This is a genomic window from Kinneretia sp. DJ1R-11, from assembly GCF_025717595.1.
Lineage (GTDB): Bacteria > Pseudomonadota > Gammaproteobacteria > Burkholderiales > Burkholderiaceae_C > Paucibacter_A.
This window is the reverse complement of record NZ_JAJIRR010000002.1, coordinates 100,300-123,574: the sequence shown is the minus strand read 5'-3', so window position 1 is coordinate 123,574 and position 23,275 is coordinate 100,300. Positions and strand designations below refer to the sequence as shown.

The window sequence follows — 23,275 nt, the reverse complement described above, 5'->3', positions numbered from 1 at the left end:
GCTCAGAACACCGCCAGTTTCAGACCCAGCTTGACGCTGCGGCCGTACTGCTCGTACTGCGCGTTCAGGGCGCGCTGGCCGGCGTAGACGTAGTAGGCGCTGTTGTTCAGATTGAGCAGCTCCAGGCTGACTTGCAGCTTGGGGCTGATGTCATAGCGCAGCGAGAAGTCCCATTGCGTCTGGCCGTTCACCCACAGGTCCTTGGCCGGGTTCAGCACATCGCCCACCTCCAGCAGATAGGCCGATTTGTGGTTGACCGCCAGGCGGGTGCTCAGGCCCTGGCCTTCCCAGCCCAGGCTGAGGTTGAGGCTGCGGTCCGATTGGCTGGGCAGGGCCAGCTGGCGGCTTTGCAGCTGGCCGTTCTTGTAGCCGGCGATGGTGGCCTTGGAGTGCACCAGGGTGGCGTTGGCGCCCAAGACCAGGCCGTTGAAGGGCGCCGGCAGGCCGCGCAGCGCTTGGCCATAGGCCAGCTCCAGGCCGCTGACTTTGGCATCCTCGCCGTTGGCGTAAGTCAGGGCGGAGTCGAAGCCGGCCCATGTGCCTTGGCCGGCCAGATTGGTCCGGTAGACGAAGTCGCGGATGCTTTTGTGGAAGGCATAGGCGGACAGGCTGCCGTCGCGGTCCAGGCGCTGCTCGATGCCCAGGTCCAGATTGCGCGAGCGCAGGGGCTTGAGCGCCGGGTTGCCGAACTCGGCGCTCTTGTCCTCGATCACAAAGCCGGGGCTGAGCTGGCCGAAGGTGGGGCGCACCACCGATTGCGTGTAGGCCGCGCGCAGCTGCTGCTCGCTGCTCAGCTGCTGGCGCAGCAGCAGGGCCGGCAGCCAGTGGCGGCTGCGGCTCTCGCTGTGCTGCGCGCTGAACTGGCCCTTGCTGTTGCCCGTGCCGTCGGCCTCCAGGCGCAGGGCCTCGTGGCGCAGACCGGTGATCAGTTGCGTGTGCTTCCAATCGATCGTGGCTTGCAGATAGGCGGCGTCGCTCTCTTCTTTGATGCGGTAGTCGGCAATGGCCGAATCGCTGGCCTCGCGGAAGTCGGCCGGCTTGAGGCCGGCCACCAGCTGGCGCACCGCTTGCTCGCTCAGATTCGGGCCCAGCTCGCCCCAGGGATAACGCGGCATGCCCTCGGCCACCACGCTGGCCATGGACAGCTGGCTGCTGCTGAAACCATAGGGCGCCTTGGCCAAGGTCTTGCCGCTGTAGCTCCAGACCTCGCGGCCGTTGTCCTTCTGGCGGCGGGCAATCTTGAAGCCGCCCTTGAGCTCGAGTTCGGCGCCGTCGAGGTCCAGGTCCTTGAGCAGGTCGACGCGCAGATTGCGTTCGCGGTCGGTGGCGCGGCTTTGCTCCAGCTTGATCTTGTCGAGCGCGAAGCCGCTGCTGCTGGCCAGGCCGGCCGGGCCGCTGATCACGGGCTTCTGGCTGTCGGCGAAGCTGAGGCCGCTGAAGGCCGTGCTGTTCTTGTAAGTGGCGCCGGACAGGGTGTCGGGCTTGTTCTCGCTGGCGCGGCCGGCGCCCAGGGCGGCGCTGAGCTTCCAGTCGCCCCAGCGGCGCTCGCCGCCCAGGCTCAGGGAGTCGACCTGCGAGATCTCCTCGCGCGCCTTCAGCGAGCGAGCCGCCTTGGCCGAGCCGGCGCTGGCGCCTGCGGCCAGGGCGGGCGAGAACTCCAGGGTCTGGGCCTGGCGCTGCTCGGTGTCGGTGAAGCGGCTGCTGAAGCTGCGCAGGTAGTAGCTCTGGCCGGGATCGGGGCGCAGGTCCAGGTTCAGGGCGCCGCCGTGGCGCACGCGGCTGATGGTGTAACTGCGGCGCTCCAGCTTGCTCAGGGCCGGGCTGCTAGCGCTCAAGTTCCATGCACCGCCGGTCTCGACATTGTCGGAGCCGAAGCTGCGCTCATCGCTGCTCAGGGCCAGGGCCAGGCCCAGGGTGTTGGCGAGGAAACGGTCGCTGTAGATCAGGGCGCCGTTCGGGCGCGTCTTGCCGCTCAGCGCGGCGTGGCTGGCGCCGGCACTGAGGTTCAGCACGCGGCCGGGCTGGTCGAAAGCCGACACGGTGTTCACCGCCACCGAGCCGCCGAGCGAGTTGGCGTCCTGGTCCGCACTCAGGGTCTTGCGCACCTCCAGCGAACGGATCAGACCGGCCGGCACCACATCGAGGCCGACAGCGCGGCGGTCGGCTTCGGCCGAGGGCACCAGGGTGCCGTTGATGCTGACGGCGTTGAGATCGGGGCCCAGGCCGCGCACGCGGATGAAGCGGCCTTCGCCCTGGTCGCGCTCGACCGAGACGCCGGGCAGGCGGGCCAGGGCCTCGGCGGCATTGATGTCGGGCAGCTGGCCGATGCCGTCGGCATGGACCACGCTCAGCACGCCGGTGGCGGCGCGCTGCTTGTCCAGCGCATTGCGCAGATTGGCTGCCTGGCCGTTGAGCTGCACGGTCTCCAGCGTGGTGGTGGGCGCGCTGGCGGTGCCGGCCGGGGCGGGCGCGGCGCTTTGCGCCAGAGCGGGCGACGCCGCCAGGGACAGCAGGGCGGCGCTGAGGCCGAGGCTCAGCGGTGTCAGGCGAGGGCGGCGCAGGGCCGGGCAGGGCAGGCGGAAGGAGGTGGACATGGTGGGTGGGGGCTCCGCAGTGGAGCACAGGCAAGCGCCGGATCGGCAATGGCTCCGCACCTTAGGCAGGCCGCATGGCAGTTCCGTGACGGCTGGGCCCCGGGCGGCCACAGCGGCTGCAAGAGCGCAGATCCGGCCCCGAACTGAGCTGTTTCGACCCCCGCCGTCCACATCCAGCCCTTGCATGACGGCCTGTCACAAAGCCTCTTTAGGATCGCCAGCCCATGCTCATCTCACCTTTGCTCAAGGCTTTGCAGCCCGTGCCCCAGGCGCCTGTGCTGGGCCTGGCGCATTTCGGCCATCTGCTGGCCTTGCTGATGGCCGGCCTGATGGCGGCCTTCGCCTGGGGCGGCGAGGCCAAGCCGCTGCAGGACTGGCGCTGGATGGATGTGGCCGGCGAGGGCGGCATGGTGCTGATGGCCGCCATCTGGATCACACAGCTGCGCAGCAGCCGGCCCGGAGGCCGTGTGACCAACTGGCTGTGCCTGGGCCTGGCCGGCATCCTGCTGGGCGAATGGGTCGATGTGCTGGATGAGTTCTGGCGCCTGCCCAAGGCCGTGGTCTGGGACAACTGGCTGGAATCGGGTCTGACGCCGCTGGGCATGCTGGTGCTCACCATCGGCCTGCAGCATTGGCGCGAAGAAGAGCGGGCCTTGAGCGATCAACTGCTCAAGCGCGAGCGCCTGATCCGCGAGCACCGCAGTTTTGATGCCATCACCCAGCTCGGCGATGCCGACTACCTGGCCCGCCAAATCGCCTTGGAACAGCAGCGCGAGGGCCAGCCCGGCGCGGCCCTGCTGATGCTGAGCCTGGACGGCTTTGACAGCATCGCCCGCGAGCATGGCCTGGCCGAGGCCGATCGCCTGCTGCAGGCCGCCGGTCATCTCTTGATCTTGAACCTGCGCCCTGAGGACCTGCTCTGCCGCTATGCCGGTGACCGCTTCGCCCTGCTGATGCCCGGCGCTGGCCCGGCCTTGGCGGCGCAGACCGCCGGCCATTTGCAGCAAGCCCTGGGCAGCCTGGCCCACCACAGCCGCCAGGGCCAGCGCATCCAGCGGCCGGCGCGGGTGGTGTGGTGCGAGGTCGATGCTGAAGAGCCCGGTGCGCAGCAGCTGCTGCATCTGGCGGCCCGGCTATGAACGCCGCCCTTCTCGGCCTCAGCCCGGCCCCGGGCGCTGTCTACCAACTGGGCACGCGCTGCCTGGTCTGGGAGCATCAAGCCGTGCTGCTGCTGGAATTCGCACGCAGCCGCGGCCTGCGGCCGTCCGAGCTGCTGGCCGCCGCCGGCTTCAGCACCGTGCCGAGCCTGCTCAGCCCGCAGCAGCTGCTTGATCTTCTGGCCGCCTTGCAAGTGCAGCTGCAGGCGCCCGACACGGCGTTTGTGCTGGGCCAGCTCAGCCTGCCCGGCCATGCCGGCCTGGCCAGCCATGCCCTGGGCCAGGCGCGCAACGGCCGCCAGGCCTTGGAGCTGCTGGCCGCGCACAGCGCCCGGCTTTCGCCCCTGCTGACGCCGCGCCTGCTCTGGCATGAAGACGAGCTGCTGCTGATCTGGACCGAGGCCTGCGGCGTGGGCGCCGCGCAGCGCAATTTCGTGGTCGACATGCAGATGAGCGCCGTCACCGCCCTTTGCCAGTGGCTGGGCGGCCGGCGCCTGCCCTGGCGCTACAGCTTCAACCGCAGCCGCCCACGCGACCTCTCGCAGCATGCGGTGTTCCTCGGCGCCGACCTGCAGTTCGATTGCCAGGTCGACGCCATGCGCGTGCCGGCCGCCTGCCTCGACGAGCCCTGGCCGCGCGGCGTGGCCGACAGCATGGCCGCCCAGGCCCTGGCCCAGGGCGCCGACCCCGGCGCCGCCGGCCGCGGCCTGCTGGCCGCGCTTTACGACCATCTGCTGCCGCGCCTGCGTGAAGCGCCCACGCTGGAGCAGAGCGCCCAGGCTTTTGGCGTCAGCAGCGCCACCTTCAAGCGCCATCTGGCCCAGCACGGCACGCATTTCCAGGCCCAGCTTGACCAGGTGCGCACCCACTGGGCGCTCTACCTGCTGCTCTTGCAAGGCCAGAGCCATGAGCGCGTGGCCCAGGCCCTGGGCTTTCATGACCGCAGCAACTTCCGCCGCTCTTTCAAACGCTGGACCGGCCTGGTGCCGAGTTTGCTCGCCTGAGCGCAGGTCTGTGCTGCAATGCAGGCCAGACCCGCCCCGGGTCAGGAGCACGGCATGAGCACATTGGCAAGGCAGCATTCATGGTTCCAGCGCAGCGCCGCGCGCGCTCTGTGGCTGGCCGCAGCAGCGCTCTCGCTGCCCTGCGCCGCACGGGCCGAGGCCTTGCCGACGCCGCCGGCCTTGCAAGCGCAGCTGGCCGCCCAAGGGCTCAAGCCGCAGACCATCACCGTGGTCGAGCCGCATCTGAGCCGCAAGGACCATGCCGTGCAGCGCCGCTACCAGGCCTTCCCGATCGAGGAAGTGCTCGTGCGCGTGCTCGGGCCGGACTGGAACGCGCAGGCCGACCGCGAGCTCGAGTTCAAAGCCCTGGACGGCTTCATCGCCCGCATGCCGGTGTCGCGCTTCCTGAAGTACCGCGCCTTTCTGGCTTTCGGCCTGGCCGATGGCCGGGCCTTCACGGTCGACAACCTGGCCCAGAACGAGAAGAACGTGGCGCTCGGTCCCTACTACCTGATCTGGGACAACCTCGCCGCGCCCAGCCTGCAGGTCGAGGGTGGCACGCACTGGCCTTATCAGGTGGCCGAGATCAGCCTGCGCGCGGTCAAGCCCGAGGCCTTGCTGCCGGCCGGCATGGACAGCAGCCGCTGGGTCGAGCAGGCCGCCCTGGTGCAGAAATACTGTTTGAGTTGTCACCAGATCAACGGCTTCGGCGGCGCCAAGATGCCACTCAATCTGGCCGTGCGCGCCAAGCTGATCGACTCGCGCACCTGGCAGAGCTGGCTGCTGCAGCCCCAGTCCGTCAAGCCTGGCACCGCCATGCCAGCCCTGCCGGACGGCTTGAGCCTGGCCGAGCGCCAGCGCATCGCCAGCGAGCTGCACGATTACCTGAAGGCGCTGCCGGTGGCGCCCTGAGCCGGGGTTGTGCGCGCCTGGAAGCTCAGCCCTTCAGGGGTAGAAGTGGAATTCCTGCCGCATGCGGGTCGCCACCGCCTGCCCGTCTTTGACCCGCGGCTTGTAACGGGATTGCTGAATCGCCTGGCGCACCGCCTCGCTGAGCAGCTCCCCGGGACTTTCCAGGATCTTGATCTCGCCCTGGCGCCCTTCGGCATCGATCTCGACTTCGACCTTGACCGTGCCTTGCATGCCTTCCTTGCGGGCCTTCGCTGGGTAGACCGGGCTCACCTGGCGGCTGATGCGCAGATGGATGTTGAGCGGGGCCGAGGCCGGCGCGCTGGCCGCCGCGGCTGTCACTGATGGCTCTGCACCTGCCTGAGCCCAAAGCGGGCCGCTGCCCAGCAGCATCAAGGCGAGGGTGCTGAGTTGTGGCCAACGCGTGTGAAGGCGCGAAGAGGTGTTCATGGATCGAGCTGGAGTGGCGGTTCAAGTCAGTGTAGATGAAGCGTCAGCATGGCAAGGCCACTCTATGTTTCGATGGCCCCATGCCGTTCGCCGGGCTCTGCGCCTGGCGCGCACGCCGGACGGTGGGGGCGCTGCGGGGATCGGAATCCTGGTTAACACTCGGTTTCGTCTTCAATCGCAGCGCGCGCTGAATCGGGTAGGCTGGCGAACTTCTCGGCGGCATCGTGGCGATGCTGCCGGCCTCTTTTTTGCCCAGCCAGCTTGAATTGACATGTCGGACGTCCCCTTTGACCGCACCGGCCTCCGCGCGCAGGGCGCTCCTGTGGAGGACGTCAATGCCCTGCCGCCCGGCACCCGCTTCGGTTCGCTGGAGATTCTGCGCACCGTGGGTGTCGGCGGCTTCGGCATCGTTTACCTGGCGCGCGACCATGCGCTGGAGCGCGAGCTGGCGATCAAGGAGTACATGCCGGGCCAGCTGGCGCAGCGCGGCGAGGGCTCAGCGGTGTCGGTGCGTTCCGCTTCGCTGAGCGAGACCTTCGAGATCGGCCGCCGCTCTTTCGTCAACGAGGCGCGTCTGCTGGCCCGCTTCGACCACCGCTCCCTGCTCAAGGTCTTCCAGTTCTGGGAAGCCCATGGCACGGCCTATATGGCCATGCCCTATCTGCAGGGTCAGACCTTGCGTCAACGCCGCGAGGACATCAGCGCCGGCCGCGCCCCGGCCCTGGACGAAGCGGCGCTGCGCCGCCTGCTGCTGCCCTTGCTCGAAGCGCTGAGCCTGCTCCATGGGGCCGCGGTCTTCCACCGCGACATCGCGCCCGACAACATCTTGCTGCCCGACGATGGCAGCGATCCCATCTTGCTGGACTTCGGCGCCGCGCGCCGCGCCATCGGCGATCGCACACAGAGCTTCACCGCCATCCTCAAGCCCAGCTACGCGCCGATCGAGCAGTACGCCGAGAGCACGGCCTTGCGGCAGGGTCCCTGGACCGATGTCTATGCCTTGGGCGCGGTGCTGCATTTCATGCTGACCGGCCAGCCGCCGCCGCCGGCCACGGCGCGGGCGGTGTTCGACGACTACGAGCCGCTGGCCGGCCGGGCGCTGGCGGGCTGTTCGCGGGCCTTTCTGGCGGCGGTGGATTGGTCCCTGGCGGTGCGCCCGCTCGAGCGCCCGCAGAGCATGGAGGCCTTCCGCGACGCCTTGACCGGTGTCATCGAGCCCCCGGGCTTGCAAGAGGCGGACCTGCCCCTGCCGCTGAGCGCGCCCGAGCCGCGGCCGCGCAGTGCGCCGCCACCACCCGCTGCCCGCCCGGCCGGGCGCAGCAAGCCCAGGCCGGCGGCGGCAGCAGCAGCCGTGACGACTGCGCGTCAAGGGCTGCCAGCTGCCTGGCGCTGGGCAGCATGGATCACCGTGCCTGTGTTGCTGGCGCTGGGCTCGTGGCTGTTGCAGCGGCCCGCCGCGCCCTTGGTGTCGCCAGGGATGGCGCTGGCGGACCCTGCCTCGGGCCCCGCCTCGGCCGCCGTGCCGGCCTTGGCCTTGAATCAAGAGCTGGCACCAGCACAGTCGACACCAGCTATCGCGCCGCCGGCAAGTTCGCCCACGGTGCTGGCATCGGCTGCGCCCGCGCTTCAGCAGGCTGCGGTGCCGGCCGCACGGGCCTCGGCACCGCCGGGCAAGGGCGAGGCCCGGCGCCCGCCTCGAGACGGCGGGCCCGCCCAGGCCGCGGCCAAGCTGCCGGCCATGCCGCAGCAGGATGCCAGCCTGACGGCCGCTGTCCCGAGCGCTCAGGTCCAACTGGCACAGCCGCCGGCCGCAGCTGCTTCGGAAGACGCAGCCGCCGCGCCGCTCGACCCGCGCCAGGCCTGCGCCAAGGAGAACATCCTCTTGCGCATCTGGTGCGTGGACCGGCGTTGCGAGAAGCCGGCCTATGCCGGTCATGCCGAATGCGTGCGCTTGCGTGAGATTCGCGAGCAGCGCCGCGAACGTTGAGGCTCGGGCCGCCCTGGCGCGAGGTCCGCAGCGCGCACAGCGCCGGGCCGCACATCTGCTGAAATAGCGTCATGAGCAGCAGCCCTTTCCGCATCAGTACCGAACTCCAGGACCAGGACCTGGACGTCATCCACCGCTACCTCAGCGAACAGGCGCCCTGGTGCCTGGGCATTCCCAAGGCGACATTGGCGCAGGCTTTGGCCCATTCCTTGTGCTTCGGGGCTTTTCTGGATGGCGCCCAGGTCGGCTTTGCCCGGGTGGTCACCGACCGCACGACCTTCGCCTACCTCTGCGACGTGTTCGTGCTGCCCGAGCAGCAGGGCCGCGCTTGCAGTCGGGCGCTGATGGACGCCGTGATGGCCCACCCCGACCTGCAGACCTTGCGCCGCTTTCTGCTGGCCACCAGCACGGCCGCAGGCCTGTACGCCAAGTACGGCTTCACGCCGTCCGCCAAGCCGCAGGCCTTCATGGAACGCCTGGATCCCGAGATCTACCGCCGCCCCGTTTGAGCTGAGTGACCATGCGCGACACGCCTTTGCAATTCAAGTCTGGCTCCTTGTCATGCCGCGAACTGGATGCCGCCGACATTCCGGCCGTGCAAGCTTTTCTCGACGCCAACCCCGAGTACTTCTGGACCGTGGGAGACGAGGCGCCGCGACCTGACGAAGCGCAGCAGGAGTTTGACGAACTGCCGCCGCCCGAGCTCAGCTATCGATGTTTGCGCCACTTCGGCATTTACGCCGAGGGCGAGGCCGCGATGGTCGGCTATGGCAGCTTGCTGGAGGACATGGTGGCCGAAGGCGTCTGCCACCTCGGCCTCTTCATCATCGCCACCGCCCGCCACGGCCAGGGCGATGCGGCGCTGGCCTACCAGGGCCTGGAGGACTGGGCGCTCCGCGCCGGTGCACGCTGGATGCGCCTTGGGGTGGTGGTCGGCAATCAGCGCGGCGAGCGCTTCTGGGAGCGCCAGGGCTTTGTCGAGCTGCGCCGCCGCGAGGGCGTACCGGCCGGGCGCCGCATCAACAGCCTGCGTGTGCTGCTCAAGCCCTTGGCGGCCGGGCAGGATCGCGACAGTGAAATCCAGGACTACTTGGCAGGCGTGGCGCGCGACCGGCCCGAGCCCTGATTCCCCGGCGCTGTGGCTCTGTTAGATTGGCAGGCAGGTAGTTTCAGGTTCAAGGCAGCAAACAAGAAAAGGGTCGGGCATTGTGGGTGGTGGGCAAACTCGGTGGGCCACCTGGGCTCTGTGTCTGGCCTTGCTGGCAGCCAGCGCTCAGGCGCGCGAGTTCAAGGTTGACCTGATCCAGTTCGACCCTTGGGCCAAAAGGAACCCAGACCCGACAGCGGCCGAACCCCATGTCGGCATCATCGTCGACCTGCTGCGCGAGTTCGAGCGCCGCAGCGGCCACAGCACCATCCAGACCCTGACGCCCTACGCCCGTGTCGAGCGAGATCTCGAAGTCGGCGATTGCGATTTTTCCATCATGGCCTGGGGCGATGCGCGCGCCGGCTATGCCAACCGGGGCACGGCCATTGTGCCCTTGGAGTTCGGCGTGCGCGCACGCAAAGGCGTGCGGGTTCGAAGTTATGAAGACCTGAAGAAAATCATCGTTGGTGCCCCGCGTGGCCTCAAGGTCGACCCGCGTTTTGACATCGACCCCGAGATCCGCAAGGACCTGGTGCTCGACTACACCCTGGCCATCCGCAAGGCCGTGGCCGACCGCGATGCCATGGCCGTGGCCGGTTCCCTGTCCACCATCGGTCACATCATCCACAAGCTCAAGCTGGAGGCCGAGTTCGGCGATGTGCTGGTGCTCAACACCACCCACTTGACCGTGGCCTTCTCGAAGAAGTCCAGCCAGCTGGGGGCCGAAGCCCAGGTCAATGCGGTCTTCAAGACCATGGTCGACGACGGCACGGCCAAGCGCATCTATGAGCGCTGGATGTTCCCGCCCGACTGAAGCTTCTCAGGGGTGGGGCGGGATGTTGGCGCGCCGGCAGCGCTCGATATCGCAGGCCGTGGGCAGCACCGAGCGGTACTCGCCGAAGGCCTTGAGCAAGGCCCGGTCGGCCACCTGACATTCGCCGCCCTTGCCGTCGCTGTAGTAGGAGGTCACGTCGATACAGCGGCGCGAATGCGCCATCAGGCCGAAGAAGTGGCCCATCTCATGCGACACCACCATCTGCAGGGTTTGCTCGGCCGGGTAATTGGGTTTGCGCTCGCGCAGCAGGGCGAACATGGCCGGGTTCATGGCCAGGCTGCGCCGGCTCAGATTGGCCAGGCCGAAATTGCCGGCGCTGCCGATCTCGCTCCACTGCACGAAGACGCCGCCCGGCGGCAAGGCCTGGCCGGGCTGCAGCAGGCTGACCCGGCTGGCCACGCCGCAACGCGACCAGCTCTGCGCCGCCCGCTCCAGCGTGGCCAGCACCTGGGCCGGCGTGAACCAGGCCGGCGCGCCAGCATGCGAATAGGCCAGCAGCAGGGGTGAGGCCAGGGCGGGCCGGTCCTGGCCATCGCCCCAGGTGACGATGTCCTCGGGCCGGCATTGCTGGATCTCCTGTTCGCGCAGCGCCAGGTCGGGCCCGGCCCAGCAGAGGCCGGAAGCGGCCAGCAGCAGCCCCAGCAGGGGCAGGCGTCTCAGGTCTCGCAAGCGCTGCCTCCGGCCGACGCCGGCAGCGCCGCGCTGCCTTGCAGCTGCACACCGTAGCGTTCCGCCGTCATGTGGGCCAGGATGGACAAGGCGATCTCGGGCGGCGTGCGAGCGCCGATGTGCAGGCCGACCGGGCCATGCAGGCGCGCCAGCTGCTCGGGCTGCAGGCCGAAATGCTCGGCCAGGCGGGCCCGGCGCTTGCTCTGGTTGACGCGCGAGCCGATGGCGCCGATGTAGAAGGCCGGCCCGCGCAAGGCTTCCATCAGGGCCAGGTCGTCGAGCTTGGGGTCGTGGGTCAGGGCGACGATGGCGGTGTGGCCGTCGGGCCGCAAGGCCTGCACCACATCGTCGGGCATGTCGCGCGTCAGCGTCGTGCCCGGCACGGCGAAGCCTTCCATGTACTCGGCACGCGGGTCGCAGATCAGCACCTGGTAGTCCAGACCCAGGGCCATCTGCGCCAGGTACTGGCTCATCTGGCCGGCGCCGATGATGAGCAGGCGCCACTGCGGGCCATGGTGGCTGCGCAGTTCCTGCTCGCTCAGCTGCAGGGCATCGGCACTGGAGTCGGGCGCCAGCAGCTCGACCTGGCCGCTGCGCCGATCGAGCCGGCGCTGCACGCGTTCGCCGCGGTCCAGGCGGGCCAGCAGTTCGTCGATCTGCGAATCGGCATGGAGCGGTTCCAGCAGGAGTTCGAGCGTGCCGCCGCAGGGCAGGCCGAAGCGCGTGGCCTCTTCGGCGCCGACGCCGTAGCGCAAGAGTTCGGGCGCGGTCAGCTGCAAGGCGCCCTCGCGCAGGCGGGCGACCAGATCGTCTTCGATGCAGCCGCCCGAAACGGAGCCGGCGATCTGCCCGTCATCGCGCACCGCCACCAAGGAGCCCACCGGTCGCGGTGCCGAGCCCCAGGTACGGGTGATGGTGCCCAGCACCACGCCCCGGCCCTCGTGGCGCCAGGCGCTCACCTGGCGCAAGATTTGCAGATCGACGTTGTCCATGGGGCGATGGTAAATGCCGCAGGGCGGGCCCGCGGCGCACAATGGCTTCCGCTCTTGCATCAGGCGCATGCCATGACCGAACCGACCCCCTCAGAGAAAGCAGCCCCGGCCCAGCCTCAGCCGCGCTGGTACGAGGCTTTGCTGGCTTGGTATCTGGGCTGGTTGGGCCGCATCTTCACCGGCAAGCTGTGAGGTGGCGCGGCCGCCGCGTGCTCACTTGCTGGCTCACTTGCTGGTTTTCATCGGCGCGATGCCGCCGCAGTCGCCGCTCAGCCAGCGGCCCTGGCTCTGCACCGACATGGTCTCGGTCTTGCCGCCGACGCGGGTGGTGCTGTTCATGTTGGAGCTGTAGGCCTCGGCGCTGCTCAGGGTGGTCGTGCCCTCGCCGCTGAGCTCGGGCTCGCTGCAGCTGAAGCGGTTCAGGATCTGTGCGCCCTTGCGCTCCAGCTGGTGCTTGCAATTGCCCTGGCTGGAGACCGGCAGCTGATTGAGCGCCGCCTGCTCGGGCGTGATGCAGACCTTGAGCGTCACGGCGCCCGTGGCCAGGTTGGCGTTGACCCCCGCCTTGGCCATCATCTCTTCCATCATCTTGCGTTGCTCAGCTGGCATCTGCGCCAGCTGCTGCTGGGCCTGGGCCATGGCGGCCTGGCGCTCGGGGCTGAGCTGGGGGTTCATCTTGATTTCCCACAGGCCCGGCTTGATGGCCTGGGCCTGGGCCAGCGCGCTGCCGGCCAGCAACAGGGCTGCACACAGCAGCTGAGGGGAGGTGCGTGTCTTCTTCATCAAGGCATTCTTCATGCGCGGCTCCTGGGCCCGGCGGGGCCATGGCAGTGGAGCGGCCAGTGTAGCCAGCCGTGTTCCGCCATGCCTGCTCAGAGCAGGCCCCCATGCAAGCGGTCGCGCAGCCGCGGTGTGGCCTGCTCCACCGGCGCCAGCAGCAGGGGCCAGAGCTTGGCGCCGAGCTCGCGCCGGAACATGCCGAAATGGCCGATGGCCCGCAGGCCCAGCTGGCGTGGGTCCAGGGTGTGGCGCTGCAGCTCGGCGCTGCTGAACTGCCGCCCCAGCTGGTCCACCGCCGGGCCGGGCCCGAACAAGGTGTCGTCCGTCACATTCCACAAATGCACCGGGCCGGTGAAGCGGTGGTAGCCCAGATCGGCCTGCACGGCCGGGTCGCTGAAAAGGTAGCCCCGGCGGCGGCCCCAGCGTGCCCATTGCAGGGCCGCGCCTTTGGGCAGGTTCTGCGCCCGCCCGCCCAAGACCCAGCCCGGCGCATGGCCAAACAGATGGCTCAAGGTCGGCAGCAGGGCGTGAAAGAACAGCGCAGCCTTGGCTTTTTGCAGGCCAGCCCAGTAACGGAAGTCAGCAGCTTGGGCGGCCACGCCCAGCACCGCGTCCAGCTGCTCGAAGCCGGGCGCCAGCCCGATGGCCTGGCCACCAAAGGAGTGTCCGATGGCCAGCACGCCCAGTGGTTGGCCTTGCGCCCGCTGCTCGCGTTGGCGCCGGTGTTCGATCGCACGCAGGGCGGCGGCCATGTCCAGCTGCGCCCATTCGCGCAGGCCGGCGCGTTCGTCCCGCACCGAGCCCTGCAGATTGCGGCCGATGCCGCGGTAGTCGTAGCTGAGCACGGCATAGCCGCGGCCGGCCAGCCATTCGGCAAAGCCACGGTAGAAGGGGCTGGCCACGGCCATGGCCGGGCTGATCAGGGCCAGGGCGCGCACCGGGCCGGCCGGCTCTTGCCAGCTGGCGTGTAGCAGTCGGCCGTCGGCGCAGCGCAGGTGCACGGCTTGGGCCGGGGGCAGAGGGGTGGCGCTGGTTGGGGTTTTCATGGGCGGGCTCGGTTCTTGGGGCGGGGATGTGGCGTGGGGAGGTCCGGCGTGGTGTGAGGTGGCACGGTGTGGAATCGCGTGGAACCGCGTGGAAAAAAGTGCCGGCCGGTGGAAACCTCTGGGGCCCAGTCTAGATTGGCAACAATCAAGCGACTAGACTGCGTTGGTTCGACACATTGGTGCTGATTCATTGACAAAGACACCGAAACCCAAGGCTCCCAGGCTGTCCCTGAGCCGCCGCACGGCGGCCGACCAGGCCCTGGACGCCAATGCTCTGGAGCTGTTTGCCCGTATTGCTCAGGCCGGCAGCTTTGCCCGTGCGGCGCGCGAGCTGGGGCTGACGCGTGCGGCCGTCAGCCGCCGGGTGGCGGCCATCGAGTCCGCGGTGGGCCTGGCCCTGTTCGCCCGCAGCACGCGCAGCCTCGGCCTGACCGAAGCCGGCCGGCGCCTGCAGGCGCGTGCCCGGGTGGTGCTGGAGGCCACCGAAGGCGCCCGCCTGGCTTTGCGCAGCGAGCGCGACCAGCTCGGCGGCACCTTGCGCATCAGCGCGCCGCCGGTCTTCGGCATCCATGTGCTGGCGCCGCTGCTGGCGCGTTTCCAGGCCCTGCACCCAGCCTTGCGCTACGAGCTGATGTTCACTTACCGGCGTGTCGACCTGCTGGCCGAGGGCGTGGATCTGGCCTTGCGCGCCACCGCCCGCCCGCCCGAGGACTGGGTGGCTCAGCCCCTGCTGCGCTACGCCGTGCGCGCCTATGCGGCGGCCGGCAGCGCGCCCTTGGACGGGCCGCAGGCGCTGGCGGGGCTGAACTGCCTGCTGGTCGGCCAGCATGAAGACAACACAAGCCTGAGCTGGCTGCATGAGCCCAGCGGCGAGCGCCTGACGCTGACGGAGCTGCGCGCCGGCGCCTGGGGCAATGATCTCGACGCCTTGATGGCCATGGCCCGCCACGGCGCTGGGGTGGTGCTTTGCCCCGACTTCTGCGTGGTGCCCGGCAGCGGCCTGGTCGAGCTGCTGCCCGGCTGGCGCCTGGATGTTCAGGAGGGCGAATGGATCCAGGCCCTGAGCCTGCCCATGCCGGCCGGCTCGGAGACAGCGCGGGCGCTGGTGCGCTTCATGCGCGAGGCCCTGCAGCTGGAGTCAGGGGGGGAAGGCGGAGGCCGCTAGCGCCCCCTGCACCGGGCTGGCCTTTGCGACGCAGCAAACTTGCAGACCTGAAGGCCAGGAGCAGCACGCCCAAACCCATCAAAGCCGTGGTGGACGGCTCCGGGACATCGCTGACGATTCGTGCATCGAGCTGGAATGCTCCCGTCTCGGCGGTTTGTACGAACCAATCTCCGGGCGCTTGCCAGAGTGCGCCGCTGAAGGCTTGCAAGCCGACGGCGCCGACAGGGTTGTGGTACCAGCCCAGCTGGGTGTTCGGGCTCGTCGTCGCCAAACCGAACCAGTAGCGCTGCTGATCTGACAACAAGACATCGCCTACGAACGAGCCGGACACGAGACCGCCTTGCGCGCTGATGTTGACCAAAGTTGATGCGATGACCGCGCCGGGGCGGCCGCTTGCGTCAGAACGGAGCTCAAAGCGAATCGGGGCAAGATCGCCCTGCGTGTACGCGATGGGGGCGACTGCGCTCAACAGATAGCCTGACTGAGAGGGCGAGAACTGCGCAAAGGGCGAATAGTTCGCGCCGATGCCGGCACTGCCGAGGATCCATGTCTGCTTGAGTTTGTAGGCATCACCTTGACCCAGCGTGTCGTAAACAGTCGTCGCTTGGGCAGCCAGTGCCGCGACCGAAAGCGCCGATGCAAGAATCAATGTGCGTGTGTAGCGAATCATTCGAGGCCTCCTTTGGCAACCATATGGTTGGGGTTTTCTGTCAGTTGCGATGCCTACCCGCCGTCGGACTGGACTTCGCTGCCGCCCATGGCGAGCAGCCGCGACTCCTTCCATTCGCTCCGGCGCCGCACGGAGCGCCGGCAAACGAGCTTGCGCACCAAGGAGGAAGTCACCGCTGCTCCCGCCCTAGGGCGCAAATCCCTGTCTACGAACTCGGATGACGGGGTTCCCGGGTGCGGCGGCGCGGCCCCGTGGGCCGACCCTCTACCCATTCGGGCGGGATTGTGTGGTCGGGGGGACGTCTGACTGAATCCCGGTTTGCCCTAGTGCCGCCCTCGCGAGCGTGCCGATATCGGACACCTTCATTCCACATCCAGCGTGTACGTGACCGCCTGCATCATGCTGGGCAGTGCGCCACCAAAGTTGATCTCGTGGCGGCCGCGGCTCAGAGGCTTCAGCATCATGTAGTAGCCGTTCGCGGCGGATGGAAAGACCGAGATTTTTTCCTCTGACCGGGCGCCCATATCGAAGCACTGTTGCGTCGCTTGCCGGTATGACGCCAGATCAGGAACACGAACCCCATCGATGTCGAGAACGAGGGCAGAAACCCCGTCCGTCATCGCAGCGGCCTTGCTCATGACGCTCTGGCAGCTGATCGGCACGCCAGGATGGGGCATCACGACGTAGTTGATCAGTGGGAAGAACAGGTACTTGCCGCTGGGGACCTTGCAGTCTCGAATGGCCCGATGGCTGCCGTAGGTTCCGGCCAAGAACCAGACCGGGCCGCCTTGCCCACGATCACAGAGGGCACCGGTTCGATCCCCGACCGGACTGTCCTTCCTCTGAAACGAACCGGCCCATTGCCACCAGGCCCGTGACCATTCGGCCTGTGTCATGTTGTGAACCAAGTCCTGTGGCGGAACGACGGCGGGGGTCTGCGCCTGAACCAAAGTGACGGCGATCAGCGCGCTGAACAGGAAGATTGGGCGAACGGAAGTCTTCATGAGATGGCTGGCTTTCTTTCACTCTTGCTTGCTCACCTGAGAAGTGTGCCGGGGTCTCATGGCCAACGCGCGAGACTCAGGTGCCGCGTGTCTCCACCTTTACACCGATCCCCTGTTGAGGCCTCTTGGCTGAGCCCTGCGGTGCCTTGGCTGATCCGCTGAATTTGGGCGTTTGTACCACGCGAATGGCGCTGTGAATGTTGGCAAATCCGGGACGTGACTTTCCACCTTTTGGGGGGCGGCAAGCGTTTTGATGAAGCGAGCCAGGAACTGCCGTAGCTCGACATGGAGGAACCAAGGCAGAGCTCTAGGCCTGACCCTGGCTTGCGCGGCTGTGCTGGCGCAGCGGCGGGTCACTTGAGCTGACTAAGGTGCAGCCGGCGGCTGCGGTCGGACCGGGGCAATGACCAGGAGTTCATGAACCGCCAGGTACCAAACGCCGACGCCGAGCACGCTGCCCAGTGCCGCCCAGAGGCCCAGCGCGCGCGAAATGTCGCCCAGCCACAGCCAGGCGCCCGAGAGCAGGAGCAGGAGCAGTTCGAGCCCTGCGGCAGCCAGCAGGGCGCGAAGCCTCACAGAGGCCGAGGGCAATGATGGCAAGAATCGCAGCGAGAAGGAATTGACCCAGTGCGGCGGCCACGGCGGCTGAAGACACGAGGCCAACGCGGACCAGCGCTCCCATCGCCTAGCCCGATGCGTCGATCCAGTGAAAGAGTCCGCCGTGCTGGGCTTTCATGTGCGCCTGATCCAGTCTGTCAAACGTGTCAGGTCTTGCTCTTTTTCGACCCGCCCAGCTCAGATGGCAGGAGCCCGTCGGGCCTGAAACGAATGAGGCCCAAACGCGGCAAGCCGATTCGGGAACGTTCACGCGGCCGCTGAAGCCGCACGCGCCGCAGGCAGCGTGGCGCCTTTGAAGAGGAGCCAGGCCCCGAGCGATACCTCGTACACAAACATGGGCAGCATGCCCACATAGAAGAAGTCGCTGGTGCTTGGGGACAAGATGATCCCAAAGGAGTAGGCGGCCAGGAGCAGGGAGGCGAAGACACCCCAGGCTGCAAGAAGCTTTGGAACGTAGCCCGAGCGCAGCAAAAGCAGGGCAAAGACCGCCGAGCCCAGGCCCAGAGGTATGAATCCAAGGCTGAGGCCCGTCATCTGCGTGCGAATCGCGAAACCGACGAGCCCATGCAGCTGGGCGGTGTCGAAGCCGCGCGTGTACTCCCCGCCACCCAGCAGGGAGAGTGCGACGATCCCGAGACCGACCGCCGAGAAGTGCACACTCAGTTCAATCAGGCGGAAGAACACGGCAAGGACGGCCAGTCGCCCGCCCACGGGTCGGAGCAACTGGTACAGCGCCCACACGAGGACGACCACACCGGTGAAGGTCAGCAGGTCGGTCACCAAGCCAATGCGGAAGAGCTGATTGGCCTCAATCAGGTTTTTGGCCGTTTCTGCGGCGCTTTCGCTGACCAGCGTGGAGCCGCGTACATAGGCTTCCCCGAACAGGGCGCTCGCTACCGTGAGGAGATACATCGCCCCGGCGATGCGGGCGAAATGCGTTCTTCTGTCCGATTCGGTCTGCGATGCAGAGCTGGCTGACATATCTGGCTCCCGGCTGTGGAGTGCTGCCCAAGGAGGCTGTCCAAGAAGCCGAATCTCCAGCCACTACCCTGGATCGGCACGATCACCCACCGATGGCATCGATTGGCCGCAGCCATCGGCAGCTTGGGATGTGTGAGTCGTTGTTCTCAGCGCCCGAGCGCGATTGTGCCGCTTACTGACAGCGTTATCGAGAGTCAGGTTTCCGAGACTCCGCCCTCGGTTCGCAAACCGCCCGAATGCAGCAGATCCATGCATCCGGGCTTTGATCGGTCAGTGCGTGCCGCACGCCCCTCAATAGACGTCGACCTTGACCTTGTCCACCGTGTACTTGCCGCCGCTGTAATAGCCCTTGGTCGAGGCGTCGCGGGTGAAACGCAGCTTGATGGCCGGCGCGCCGCTCGGGTAGGCCGGGCCGCTGCTGTAGACCGGTTTGGGGGCGGTGCCGATATTGCTGGTCGGCGTTTGATCGACCACGCGGGTCAGTGACTTCGAAGTCTCGTAGGCCGCGAAGATGTCGGGCGAGTCGTAGAAGCTCGTGTAATAGCGGCTGCTGATCAGCGCTTTGCTGCTGGTGACGACCTTGCTCGCGTAGTTGTAGCGGTCGCCTGCGCTCAGCAGGCTCACGCGCAGGCCGTTGACCTTGTAGTAGGTGCCGGTCTGCACGCTGGCGCCTGCCGTGTCGACCACGGTCAAGGTGCCGGCGCCATAGACCTGTGCGGTCTGTGCGGCGGTGTCCACGAGCACGCCGGTGTTCTCGTCCACCCCGAGGCCTTGCTGGATGCCCATATGGCGCAGCGCGGAGACCAAGCGGCCGAGGCGCCCGGAGCGGGCGTCGAAGTGGGTGTCGCTCAGCAGCGTGGCGGGCAAGAAGCCCAGGCCCTTCATGGTGCCGCCGTTCTCGAAGTAGCGCAGTGCGCTGCTGCCGTCGCGGGTGTCACCCAGGGTGAGGTAGTCGGTGACCGCGCGGTCATGCAGATTGGCGCCGTAGTAGAGGTAGCCGTAGCTGATGCCGGCGGCGTGCATCTTGACGTTCATGGCGTGGTTGCCCGCCGAGTCGCCGGCCATGACGATGGCGCCGTTGCCATTGCTCCAGCGGCTGCGCAGCACGGCGGCCAGCGGCGTGTCGCTGCCGTCGTCGTTGAGGAAGGTGCGCGAGACCTTGGCCTGGTCGCCGCCCACCACCCAGATCGCATCGGCCTGGTTGAGGATGGCGATATTGGCCTGGCCTTCGGGTGTGCTGGCGCTGCTGTGCGCCGCGCGGTTGTCGATGTGCGCGGTGATGAACTTGGGCGAGAAGCCGTGGGTCTGGAAGAGGTTGTAGTAGCCGCGCTTGAGCGAGCTGGTGCTGGTGGCGGGGATGTCGTTGGTGAAGGCGTCCAGGCCCTCGGCGTAGCTGGCTTTGGAGGCGGTGATGACGGCGATGCGCGGGCAGGCTGTGGTGGCCCAGTCGCTGCCGCAGTTGGCGGTGCTGGTGATGAGCGGCGTGAACGCCGAGTCGCGCCCGGTGGCTTTGCGCAGGCCTTGCACAAAGAGGTCGGTGTTGGCGTCGTCATAGCCGCCGCCCGACAGGAAAACCTTGCCGGCCTGCGCCGGCGCGCAGGCCAGGCCGAGGTTGGTGCACAGGGCGAGAGTGAGGAGTCGCAATTTCATCGGGCGTGGCATCCAGTTGGGTTGGCGTGAAGGGCGCCCGCGAACTGCTGCGTGGCGTGATGCCAATCTAGCGCCGCGCCTGCCTGCCGCCCAGATGGCGACTTGCGGCCTTGCGACCCGATCTTGCGAGCCTGTGACGGCCTGCGGGAATGTCCTGTCGGGGTTGACCCCAGAAGCGCGCGCTTTTCTCTTCAGGCCGTCCGCATTCGCACGGTGCTCAGGAGCCCGCGCGGTCTTCAGACGAGGTTTGCTCCGGGCTCATCTTTTGGTTTTGTCCGGCAGGACGCATCCAAGGGCGAGCGCCTTGCGTATGAGAAGTCGCCAACACCTTCTAAGCCGAACCCCAGTGTGACCATGTCCCAACTCAGCCCAATGACCCGCAGAAGACCGGACATGCGCCGGCTGCTTCAGCCGATGGCGGCCCTGGCCTGCCTGTGCCTGCAAGCCTCTGCCGCGCTGGGTCAATCCGCCCCGGCCGGCGCGGGCCCCGACGCCCCCGCCGTCACCGTCGATGCAGAAAAACTGGACCGTGTCGAGGTGGCGGGCCGCCACTACGACAACGCCATCGGCAGCTCCGATGCGGCCTCGCAGGGCGTCATCCGCGCCGAGTTGCTGAAGAGCCGCCCCGCGCTGCGCCCGGGCGAGTTGCTGGAGTTCATCCCTGGGCTGATCGTCACCCAGCACTCGGGCGACGGCAAGGCCAACCAGTACTTCCTGCGTGGCTTCAACCTCGACCATGGCACGGACTTCGCCACCTCCGTCAACGGCTTGCCGGTCAATATGCCGACACACGGCCATGGCCAGGGCTACTCGGACTTGAACTTCCTCATGCCTGAGTTGGTCGACCGAATCGACTACCGCAAAGGCCCGTACTTCGCCCAGAACGCCGACTTCGCCTCCGCCGGTTCGACCGACATCGCCTACCGCAGCCGCCTGGATGCTCCATTCGCCGCCATCTCGCTCGGCGGCCATGGCTATCGCCGTGCCATCGCCGCCGGGTCCACAGACCTTGGCGGCAGCCTGCATCTACTCGCGGCTGTCGAGCTGCAAGGCAATGACGGCCCCTGGACGGTGCCCGAAGGCCTGCGCAAGAGCAACGGTCTGCTCACCCTCAGCAGCGGCACAGCTGCCCGCGGCTGGAGCGCGAGCCTGATGGGCTACGCCGCGCACTGGACCTCGACCGACCAGATCCCCGAGCGGCTGCTCGGCGCCGGCCGCGATCCGGGCCAAGCCTTCGGCCGTTTCGACTCGCTCGACCCGAGCGACGGCGGCAAGACGCATCGCAGCAGCCTCTCCGGCGAGTGGCATGAGAGCACGGAGTCGGGCGCCACGCGCGTCGCTGCCTATGTCATCGACTACCGGCTCCAGCTGTTCTCCAACTTCAGCTACGCCTTGGAGCGGCCCGACGAGGGCGACCAGTTCTCGCAACAGGACCGTCGCCAGGTCTACGGCTTCAGCGCGAGCCGCGCGGTCGAGCACCAGATCGGCTCGCTGCCTGCACGTTCCGAAGTCGGCATGCAGCTGCGTCAGGACCGCATCCGCGTGGGCTTGTTCGACACGGTCCAGCGGCAGCTCATGCGCACCACCCGCGACGACAAGGTCCGTGAAGGCCTGTATGGCTTCTATGCGCAGACCGCTCTTGAAGTGACGCCCTGGCTGCGCACCGTGCTGGGCTTGCGCGCCGATGCGGCCCACTTCTCGGTGGACAGCCGGGCCCAGGCCGCCAACTCGGGCCGCAGCCGCGACCACCTGGTTTCGCCGAAGCTGAGCCTGATCGCCGGGCCGTGGGCGAAGACCGAGTTTTTCTTCAACGCCGGTCGCGGCTTCCACAGCAACGACGCCCGCGGCACCACGGCCAGCGTCGATCCCAAGACCGGGGCCGCCGTTGCAAAGGTGCCCGGCCTGGTCGCCTCACGCGGCATGGAGCTGGGCGCCCGCAGCGAGTGGATCCCGGGCCTGCAGAGTTCGCTCGCTCTGTGGACGCTGGACTTCAACTCTGAACTGGTCTACGTGGGCGACGCCGGCGCCACCGAACCGACCCGACCCAGCACACGCCGCGGCATCGAATGGAACAACCGCTGGATTCCGCTGCCCTGGCTGCTGGTCGATGCCGACTTGGCCTGGACCCATGCCCGCTTCTCGGATGCCGACCCGGTCGGCCGTCGTATTCCCAATGCGGTCGACAAGGTCGGGTCGGTGGCCGTGACGGTGCGCGAGCTGGGGCCGTGGTCGGCCAGCGTCCAGTGGCGCTACCTTGGCTCCGGCCCACTGACAGAAGACAACAGCGTGCGCTCGCGTTCGTCCTTGACGACCAACCTTCGCATCAGCCGCCAGCTTGGCCGCTGGCTGGGAAGCCGTGCCGAGCTGAGCATGGATGTGTTCAATCTGCTGGACCGCAAGCTCAACGACATCGAGTATCACTACGAGTCGCAGTTGCCGGGCGAGCCGGCACCGGTGGCCGACCGACACATCCATCCGGCCGAGCCGCGCGCCTTCCGCTTCACGCTGAGGATGTCGTTCTGAACTTGGAATGCTTGCGGCTTCGTTCAGGCGAGATAGAGCTTCCCTAGGGAAGCTCTGCATAAATCGGGGCGAGACCATGTAGTGCGGATCGGGATGGGCTGCAAGGCGCGGTTTGAAGCCAATAGCCGTAGCTATTGGCGAAAAGCGCAACGCCGCAGACCGCCCGAGGCCGCGCTAGCAGGGGCCGGGCTGATTCATGCAGAGCTTCCCTAGGGCTTCCCGGTGCCCGGCCGAAGGATGTTTCTGGCAAGGTGGTACTCCGCCAAGAACCTGTGGTGTCCCTCGCTCGTCGCTGGGTCCGGGCAACTGGAAGAGCCATACGCGCCCAAGACCAGCTTGGCCCGGCCGCCATCAAAGCGTGCGCTCGCTGCCGATCCCAGGACCTTCCCGGTCTCTCGTTCGCTGACGATGATTCTGCTGACTCGGGTGTGCCGGGTGACTGGGGCGGACTCAGAGCTCACTTTGTAGACAGCCGTCAGCGTGTCCGTCTCTGTTGCACGGATGGCCCCGTCCGGCTGCTTCTCGTATCGGGTGTAGCCCTCAGGCTTGTAGATGCTGGGCGCCTCCATCCAGCGAAACCCTTCGGTTTCTAGGTAGCGCATGCCAAAGCTGTTGGCCGTGCCGTCATCCAAATACAGTCCTTCTACAGGCTCTGACGCCTGCAAGGGATCCACGACTTGATGGGCATTCGCCGCACAGATTGCCTGGAACTCTCGTTTGTCTTCCACGTAGATCGTCGCAATAGGCAGCAAGACCACGGCGCCTGCCAGCACATAGCGCAGTGGCAGCCGCGGCAGTCGGCGGTGAACTGGCGGGACCCCCAAAACCTTGAGCAAGCGGGCTACGCCCCAAACCAAGGGGATGAGCAGCGCCGGTGCAAAGATGGCCCAGACAAAGCCAATCAGCGTCATCTGACACTTTCCTTGGAATCAGGCTGCCGCTGCCGCAATGGCCGCGCGCAGCTCAGCCGATTACTGCGCTTGAGGTGCTTGAGCTTCATGTCGCGCTGGTGGAGATGCGGAGGCTGATCAGTCCTGGCATTTGTTCTGAGGGTCAGGGCTTGCCTTGAAATGCAAGACTGACTTTGGGGTCTC

General features: G+C 67.5%; 21 protein-coding genes. 9 read left to right on the top strand and 12 right to left on the bottom strand.

Annotated elements, in window-relative coordinates; all coding sequences use genetic code 11:
* Window positions 1-2 precede the first annotated feature (2 nt).
* A complete protein-coding gene (locus LNV23_RS04515) occupies window positions 3-2,594 on the bottom strand; it encodes a TonB-dependent receptor (RefSeq protein ID WP_263561876.1) in 2,592 nt (863 codons plus the stop codon).
* Between the two features lie 224 nt (window positions 2,595-2,818).
* Between LNV23_RS04515 and LNV23_RS04510 the strand changes: the two genes are divergently transcribed.
* Genes LNV23_RS04510 through LNV23_RS04500 form a run of 3 tightly spaced genes read left to right on the top strand, consistent with a single transcriptional unit; the run spans window position 2,819 to window position 5,667 of the window.
* Window positions 2,819-3,733: a GGDEF domain-containing protein gene (locus tag LNV23_RS04510; protein ID WP_263561875.1), complete on the top strand. Its 915-nt coding sequence runs from the start codon at window positions 2,819-2,821 to the stop codon at window positions 3,731-3,733.
* Window positions 3,730-4,755 carry a helix-turn-helix transcriptional regulator gene (locus tag LNV23_RS04505; RefSeq protein ID WP_263517959.1) on the top strand — a complete coding sequence of 342 codons (1,026 nt, stop codon included), beginning with the start codon at window positions 3,730-3,732 and terminating at the stop codon, window positions 4,753-4,755. Before LNV23_RS04510 ends, LNV23_RS04505 begins: the two co-directional genes overlap by 4 nt.
* Window positions 4,756-4,809: 54 nt before the next feature.
* Complete coding sequence (locus tag LNV23_RS04500; RefSeq protein ID WP_263561874.1) at window positions 4,810-5,667, top strand: cytochrome c; 858 nt, start codon at window positions 4,810-4,812, stop codon at window positions 5,665-5,667.
* A 33-nt stretch (window positions 5,668-5,700) separates the two neighbouring features.
* Here the strand turns inward: LNV23_RS04500 and LNV23_RS04495 are convergent, their stop codons facing one another.
* Complete coding sequence (locus LNV23_RS04495; RefSeq protein ID WP_263561873.1) at window positions 5,701-6,114, bottom strand: energy transducer TonB; 414 nt, start codon at window positions 6,112-6,114, stop codon at window positions 5,701-5,703.
* A gap of 271 nt (window positions 6,115-6,385) precedes the next feature.
* Here LNV23_RS04495 and LNV23_RS04490 point away from each other — a divergent pair, with 271 nt between their 5' ends.
* The 4 genes from LNV23_RS04490 to LNV23_RS04475 all read left to right on the top strand — a co-directional run bounded on the left by LNV23_RS04490 (window position 6,386) and on the right by LNV23_RS04475 (window position 10,062).
* Complete coding sequence (locus LNV23_RS04490) at window positions 6,386-8,101, top strand: serine/threonine protein kinase (RefSeq protein WP_263561872.1); 1,716 nt, start codon at window positions 6,386-6,388, stop codon at window positions 8,099-8,101.
* Between the two features lie 71 nt (window positions 8,102-8,172).
* Window positions 8,173-8,610, top strand: coding sequence for a GNAT family N-acetyltransferase (locus LNV23_RS04485; RefSeq protein ID WP_263561871.1), 438 nt, complete (start codon window positions 8,173-8,175; stop codon window positions 8,608-8,610).
* 11 nt (window positions 8,611-8,621) lie between these two features.
* A complete protein-coding gene (locus LNV23_RS04480; protein ID WP_263561870.1) occupies window positions 8,622-9,227 on the top strand; it encodes a GNAT family N-acetyltransferase in 606 nt (201 codons plus the stop codon).
* Between the two features lie 130 nt (window positions 9,228-9,357).
* Complete coding sequence (locus LNV23_RS04475) at window positions 9,358-10,062, top strand: substrate-binding periplasmic protein (protein WP_263561869.1); 705 nt, start codon at window positions 9,358-9,360, stop codon at window positions 10,060-10,062.
* A gap of 6 nt (window positions 10,063-10,068) precedes the next feature.
* Here the strand turns inward: LNV23_RS04475 and LNV23_RS04470 are convergent, their stop codons facing one another.
* The 4 genes from LNV23_RS04470 to LNV23_RS04455 form a co-directional block, all read right to left on the bottom strand.
* Complete coding sequence (locus LNV23_RS04470; protein ID WP_263561868.1) at window positions 10,069-10,752, bottom strand: hypothetical protein; 684 nt, start codon at window positions 10,750-10,752, stop codon at window positions 10,069-10,071.
* Window positions 10,740-11,744 carry an XdhC family protein gene (locus tag LNV23_RS04465; protein ID WP_263561867.1) on the bottom strand — a complete coding sequence of 335 codons (1,005 nt, stop codon included), beginning with the start codon at window positions 11,742-11,744 and terminating at the stop codon, window positions 10,740-10,742. The genes LNV23_RS04470 and LNV23_RS04465 overlap by 13 nt, the downstream gene beginning before the upstream one ends.
* A 225-nt stretch (window positions 11,745-11,969) precedes the next feature.
* Window positions 11,970-12,542: a DUF3617 domain-containing protein gene (locus LNV23_RS04460; protein WP_263561866.1), complete on the bottom strand. Its 573-nt coding sequence runs from the start codon at window positions 12,540-12,542 to the stop codon at window positions 11,970-11,972.
* Between the two features lie 74 nt (window positions 12,543-12,616).
* Complete coding sequence (locus LNV23_RS04455) at window positions 12,617-13,570, bottom strand: alpha/beta hydrolase family protein (protein WP_263561865.1); 954 nt, start codon at window positions 13,568-13,570, stop codon at window positions 12,617-12,619.
* 190 nt (window positions 13,571-13,760) lie between these two features.
* On the opposite strand from LNV23_RS04455, the gene LNV23_RS04450 reads away from it, so the two are divergent.
* Entirely contained in the window at window positions 13,761-14,735 is a 975-nt protein-coding gene (locus tag LNV23_RS04450; RefSeq protein WP_263561864.1) for a LysR family transcriptional regulator, read from the top strand.
* Here LNV23_RS04450 and LNV23_RS04445 read toward each other — a convergent pair.
* The 5 genes from LNV23_RS04445 to LNV23_RS04425 all read right to left on the bottom strand — a co-directional run bounded on the left by LNV23_RS04445 (window position 14,683) and on the right by LNV23_RS04425 (window position 19,658).
* A complete protein-coding gene (locus LNV23_RS04445; protein ID WP_263561863.1) occupies window positions 14,683-15,405 on the bottom strand; it encodes a PEP-CTERM sorting domain-containing protein in 723 nt (240 codons plus the stop codon). The two genes, LNV23_RS04450 and LNV23_RS04445, sit on opposite strands and share 53 nt — an antisense overlap.
* Before the next feature lie 362 nt (window positions 15,406-15,767).
* Window positions 15,768-16,409: a hypothetical protein gene (locus tag LNV23_RS04440; protein ID WP_263561862.1), complete on the bottom strand. Its 642-nt coding sequence runs from the start codon at window positions 16,407-16,409 to the stop codon at window positions 15,768-15,770.
* Window positions 16,410-16,775: 366 nt separating this feature from the next.
* The gene (locus tag LNV23_RS04435) at window positions 16,776-16,985 is read right to left on the bottom strand and encodes a hypothetical protein (protein WP_263561861.1); all 210 of its coding nucleotides are present in this window, start codon (window positions 16,983-16,985) and stop codon (window positions 16,776-16,778) included.
* A 288-nt stretch (window positions 16,986-17,273) separates the two neighbouring features.
* The gene (locus LNV23_RS04430) at window positions 17,274-18,008 is read right to left on the bottom strand and encodes a DUF4386 domain-containing protein (RefSeq protein ID WP_263561860.1); all 735 of its coding nucleotides are present in this window, start codon (window positions 18,006-18,008) and stop codon (window positions 17,274-17,276) included.
* Window positions 18,009-18,299: 291 nt separating this feature from the next.
* A complete protein-coding gene (locus LNV23_RS04425) occupies window positions 18,300-19,658 on the bottom strand; it encodes a cyanophycinase (RefSeq protein WP_263561859.1) in 1,359 nt (452 codons plus the stop codon).
* A 393-nt stretch (window positions 19,659-20,051) separates the two neighbouring features.
* On the opposite strand from LNV23_RS04425, the gene LNV23_RS04420 reads away from it, so the two are divergent.
* A complete protein-coding gene (locus LNV23_RS04420) occupies window positions 20,052-22,181 on the top strand; it encodes a TonB-dependent receptor (RefSeq protein WP_263561858.1) in 2,130 nt (709 codons plus the stop codon).
* 209 nt (window positions 22,182-22,390) lie between these two features.
* On the opposite strand, the gene LNV23_RS04415 is transcribed toward LNV23_RS04420, so the two are convergent.
* Window positions 22,391-23,092 carry a hypothetical protein gene (locus tag LNV23_RS04415; protein ID WP_263561857.1) on the bottom strand — a complete coding sequence of 234 codons (702 nt, stop codon included), beginning with the start codon at window positions 23,090-23,092 and terminating at the stop codon, window positions 22,391-22,393.
* Between the last annotated feature and the right edge of the window lie 183 nt (window positions 23,093-23,275).

What these genes read in the sequence shown, in the direction of transcription:
- LNV23_RS04440 (WP_263561862.1), bottom strand. Translation starts at nt 16,409, where the DNA reads ATGAAGACTTCCGTTCGCCCAATCTTCCTGTTCAGCGCGCTGATCGCC.
- LNV23_RS04510 (WP_263561875.1), top strand. Translation starts at nt 2,819, where the DNA reads ATGCTCATCTCACCTTTGCTCAAGGCTTTGCAGCCCGTGCCCCAGGCG.
- LNV23_RS04425 (WP_263561859.1), bottom strand. Translation starts at nt 19,658, where the DNA reads ATGAAATTGCGACTCCTCACTCTCGCCCTGTGCACCAACCTCGGCCTG.
- LNV23_RS04495 (WP_263561873.1), bottom strand. Translation starts at nt 6,114, where the DNA reads ATGAACACCTCTTCGCGCCTTCACACGCGTTGGCCACAACTCAGCACC.
- LNV23_RS04505 (WP_263517959.1), top strand. Translation starts at nt 3,730, where the DNA reads ATGAACGCCGCCCTTCTCGGCCTCAGCCCGGCCCCGGGCGCTGTCTAC.
- LNV23_RS04420 (WP_263561858.1), top strand. Translation starts at nt 20,052, where the DNA reads ATGCGCCGGCTGCTTCAGCCGATGGCGGCCCTGGCCTGCCTGTGCCTG.
- LNV23_RS04515 (WP_263561876.1), bottom strand. Translation starts at nt 2,594, where the DNA reads ATGTCCACCTCCTTCCGCCTGCCCTGCCCGGCCCTGCGCCGCCCTCGC.
- LNV23_RS04500 (WP_263561874.1), top strand. Translation starts at nt 4,810, where the DNA reads ATGAGCACATTGGCAAGGCAGCATTCATGGTTCCAGCGCAGCGCCGCG.
- LNV23_RS04415 (WP_263561857.1), bottom strand. Translation starts at nt 23,092, where the DNA reads ATGACGCTGATTGGCTTTGTCTGGGCCATCTTTGCACCGGCGCTGCTC.
- LNV23_RS04445 (WP_263561863.1), bottom strand. Translation starts at nt 15,405, where the DNA reads ATGATTCGCTACACACGCACATTGATTCTTGCATCGGCGCTTTCGGTC.
- LNV23_RS04455 (WP_263561865.1), bottom strand. Translation starts at nt 13,570, where the DNA reads ATGAAAACCCCAACCAGCGCCACCCCTCTGCCCCCGGCCCAAGCCGTG.
- LNV23_RS04430 (WP_263561860.1), bottom strand. Translation starts at nt 18,008, where the DNA reads ATGTCAGCCAGCTCTGCATCGCAGACCGAATCGGACAGAAGAACGCAT.
- LNV23_RS04485 (WP_263561871.1), top strand. Translation starts at nt 8,173, where the DNA reads ATGAGCAGCAGCCCTTTCCGCATCAGTACCGAACTCCAGGACCAGGAC.
- LNV23_RS04465 (WP_263561867.1), bottom strand. Translation starts at nt 11,744, where the DNA reads ATGGACAACGTCGATCTGCAAATCTTGCGCCAGGTGAGCGCCTGGCGC.
- LNV23_RS04460 (WP_263561866.1), bottom strand. Translation starts at nt 12,542, where the DNA reads ATGAAGAATGCCTTGATGAAGAAGACACGCACCTCCCCTCAGCTGCTG.
- LNV23_RS04480 (WP_263561870.1), top strand. Translation starts at nt 8,622, where the DNA reads ATGCGCGACACGCCTTTGCAATTCAAGTCTGGCTCCTTGTCATGCCGC.
- LNV23_RS04490 (WP_263561872.1), top strand. Translation starts at nt 6,386, where the DNA reads ATGTCGGACGTCCCCTTTGACCGCACCGGCCTCCGCGCGCAGGGCGCT.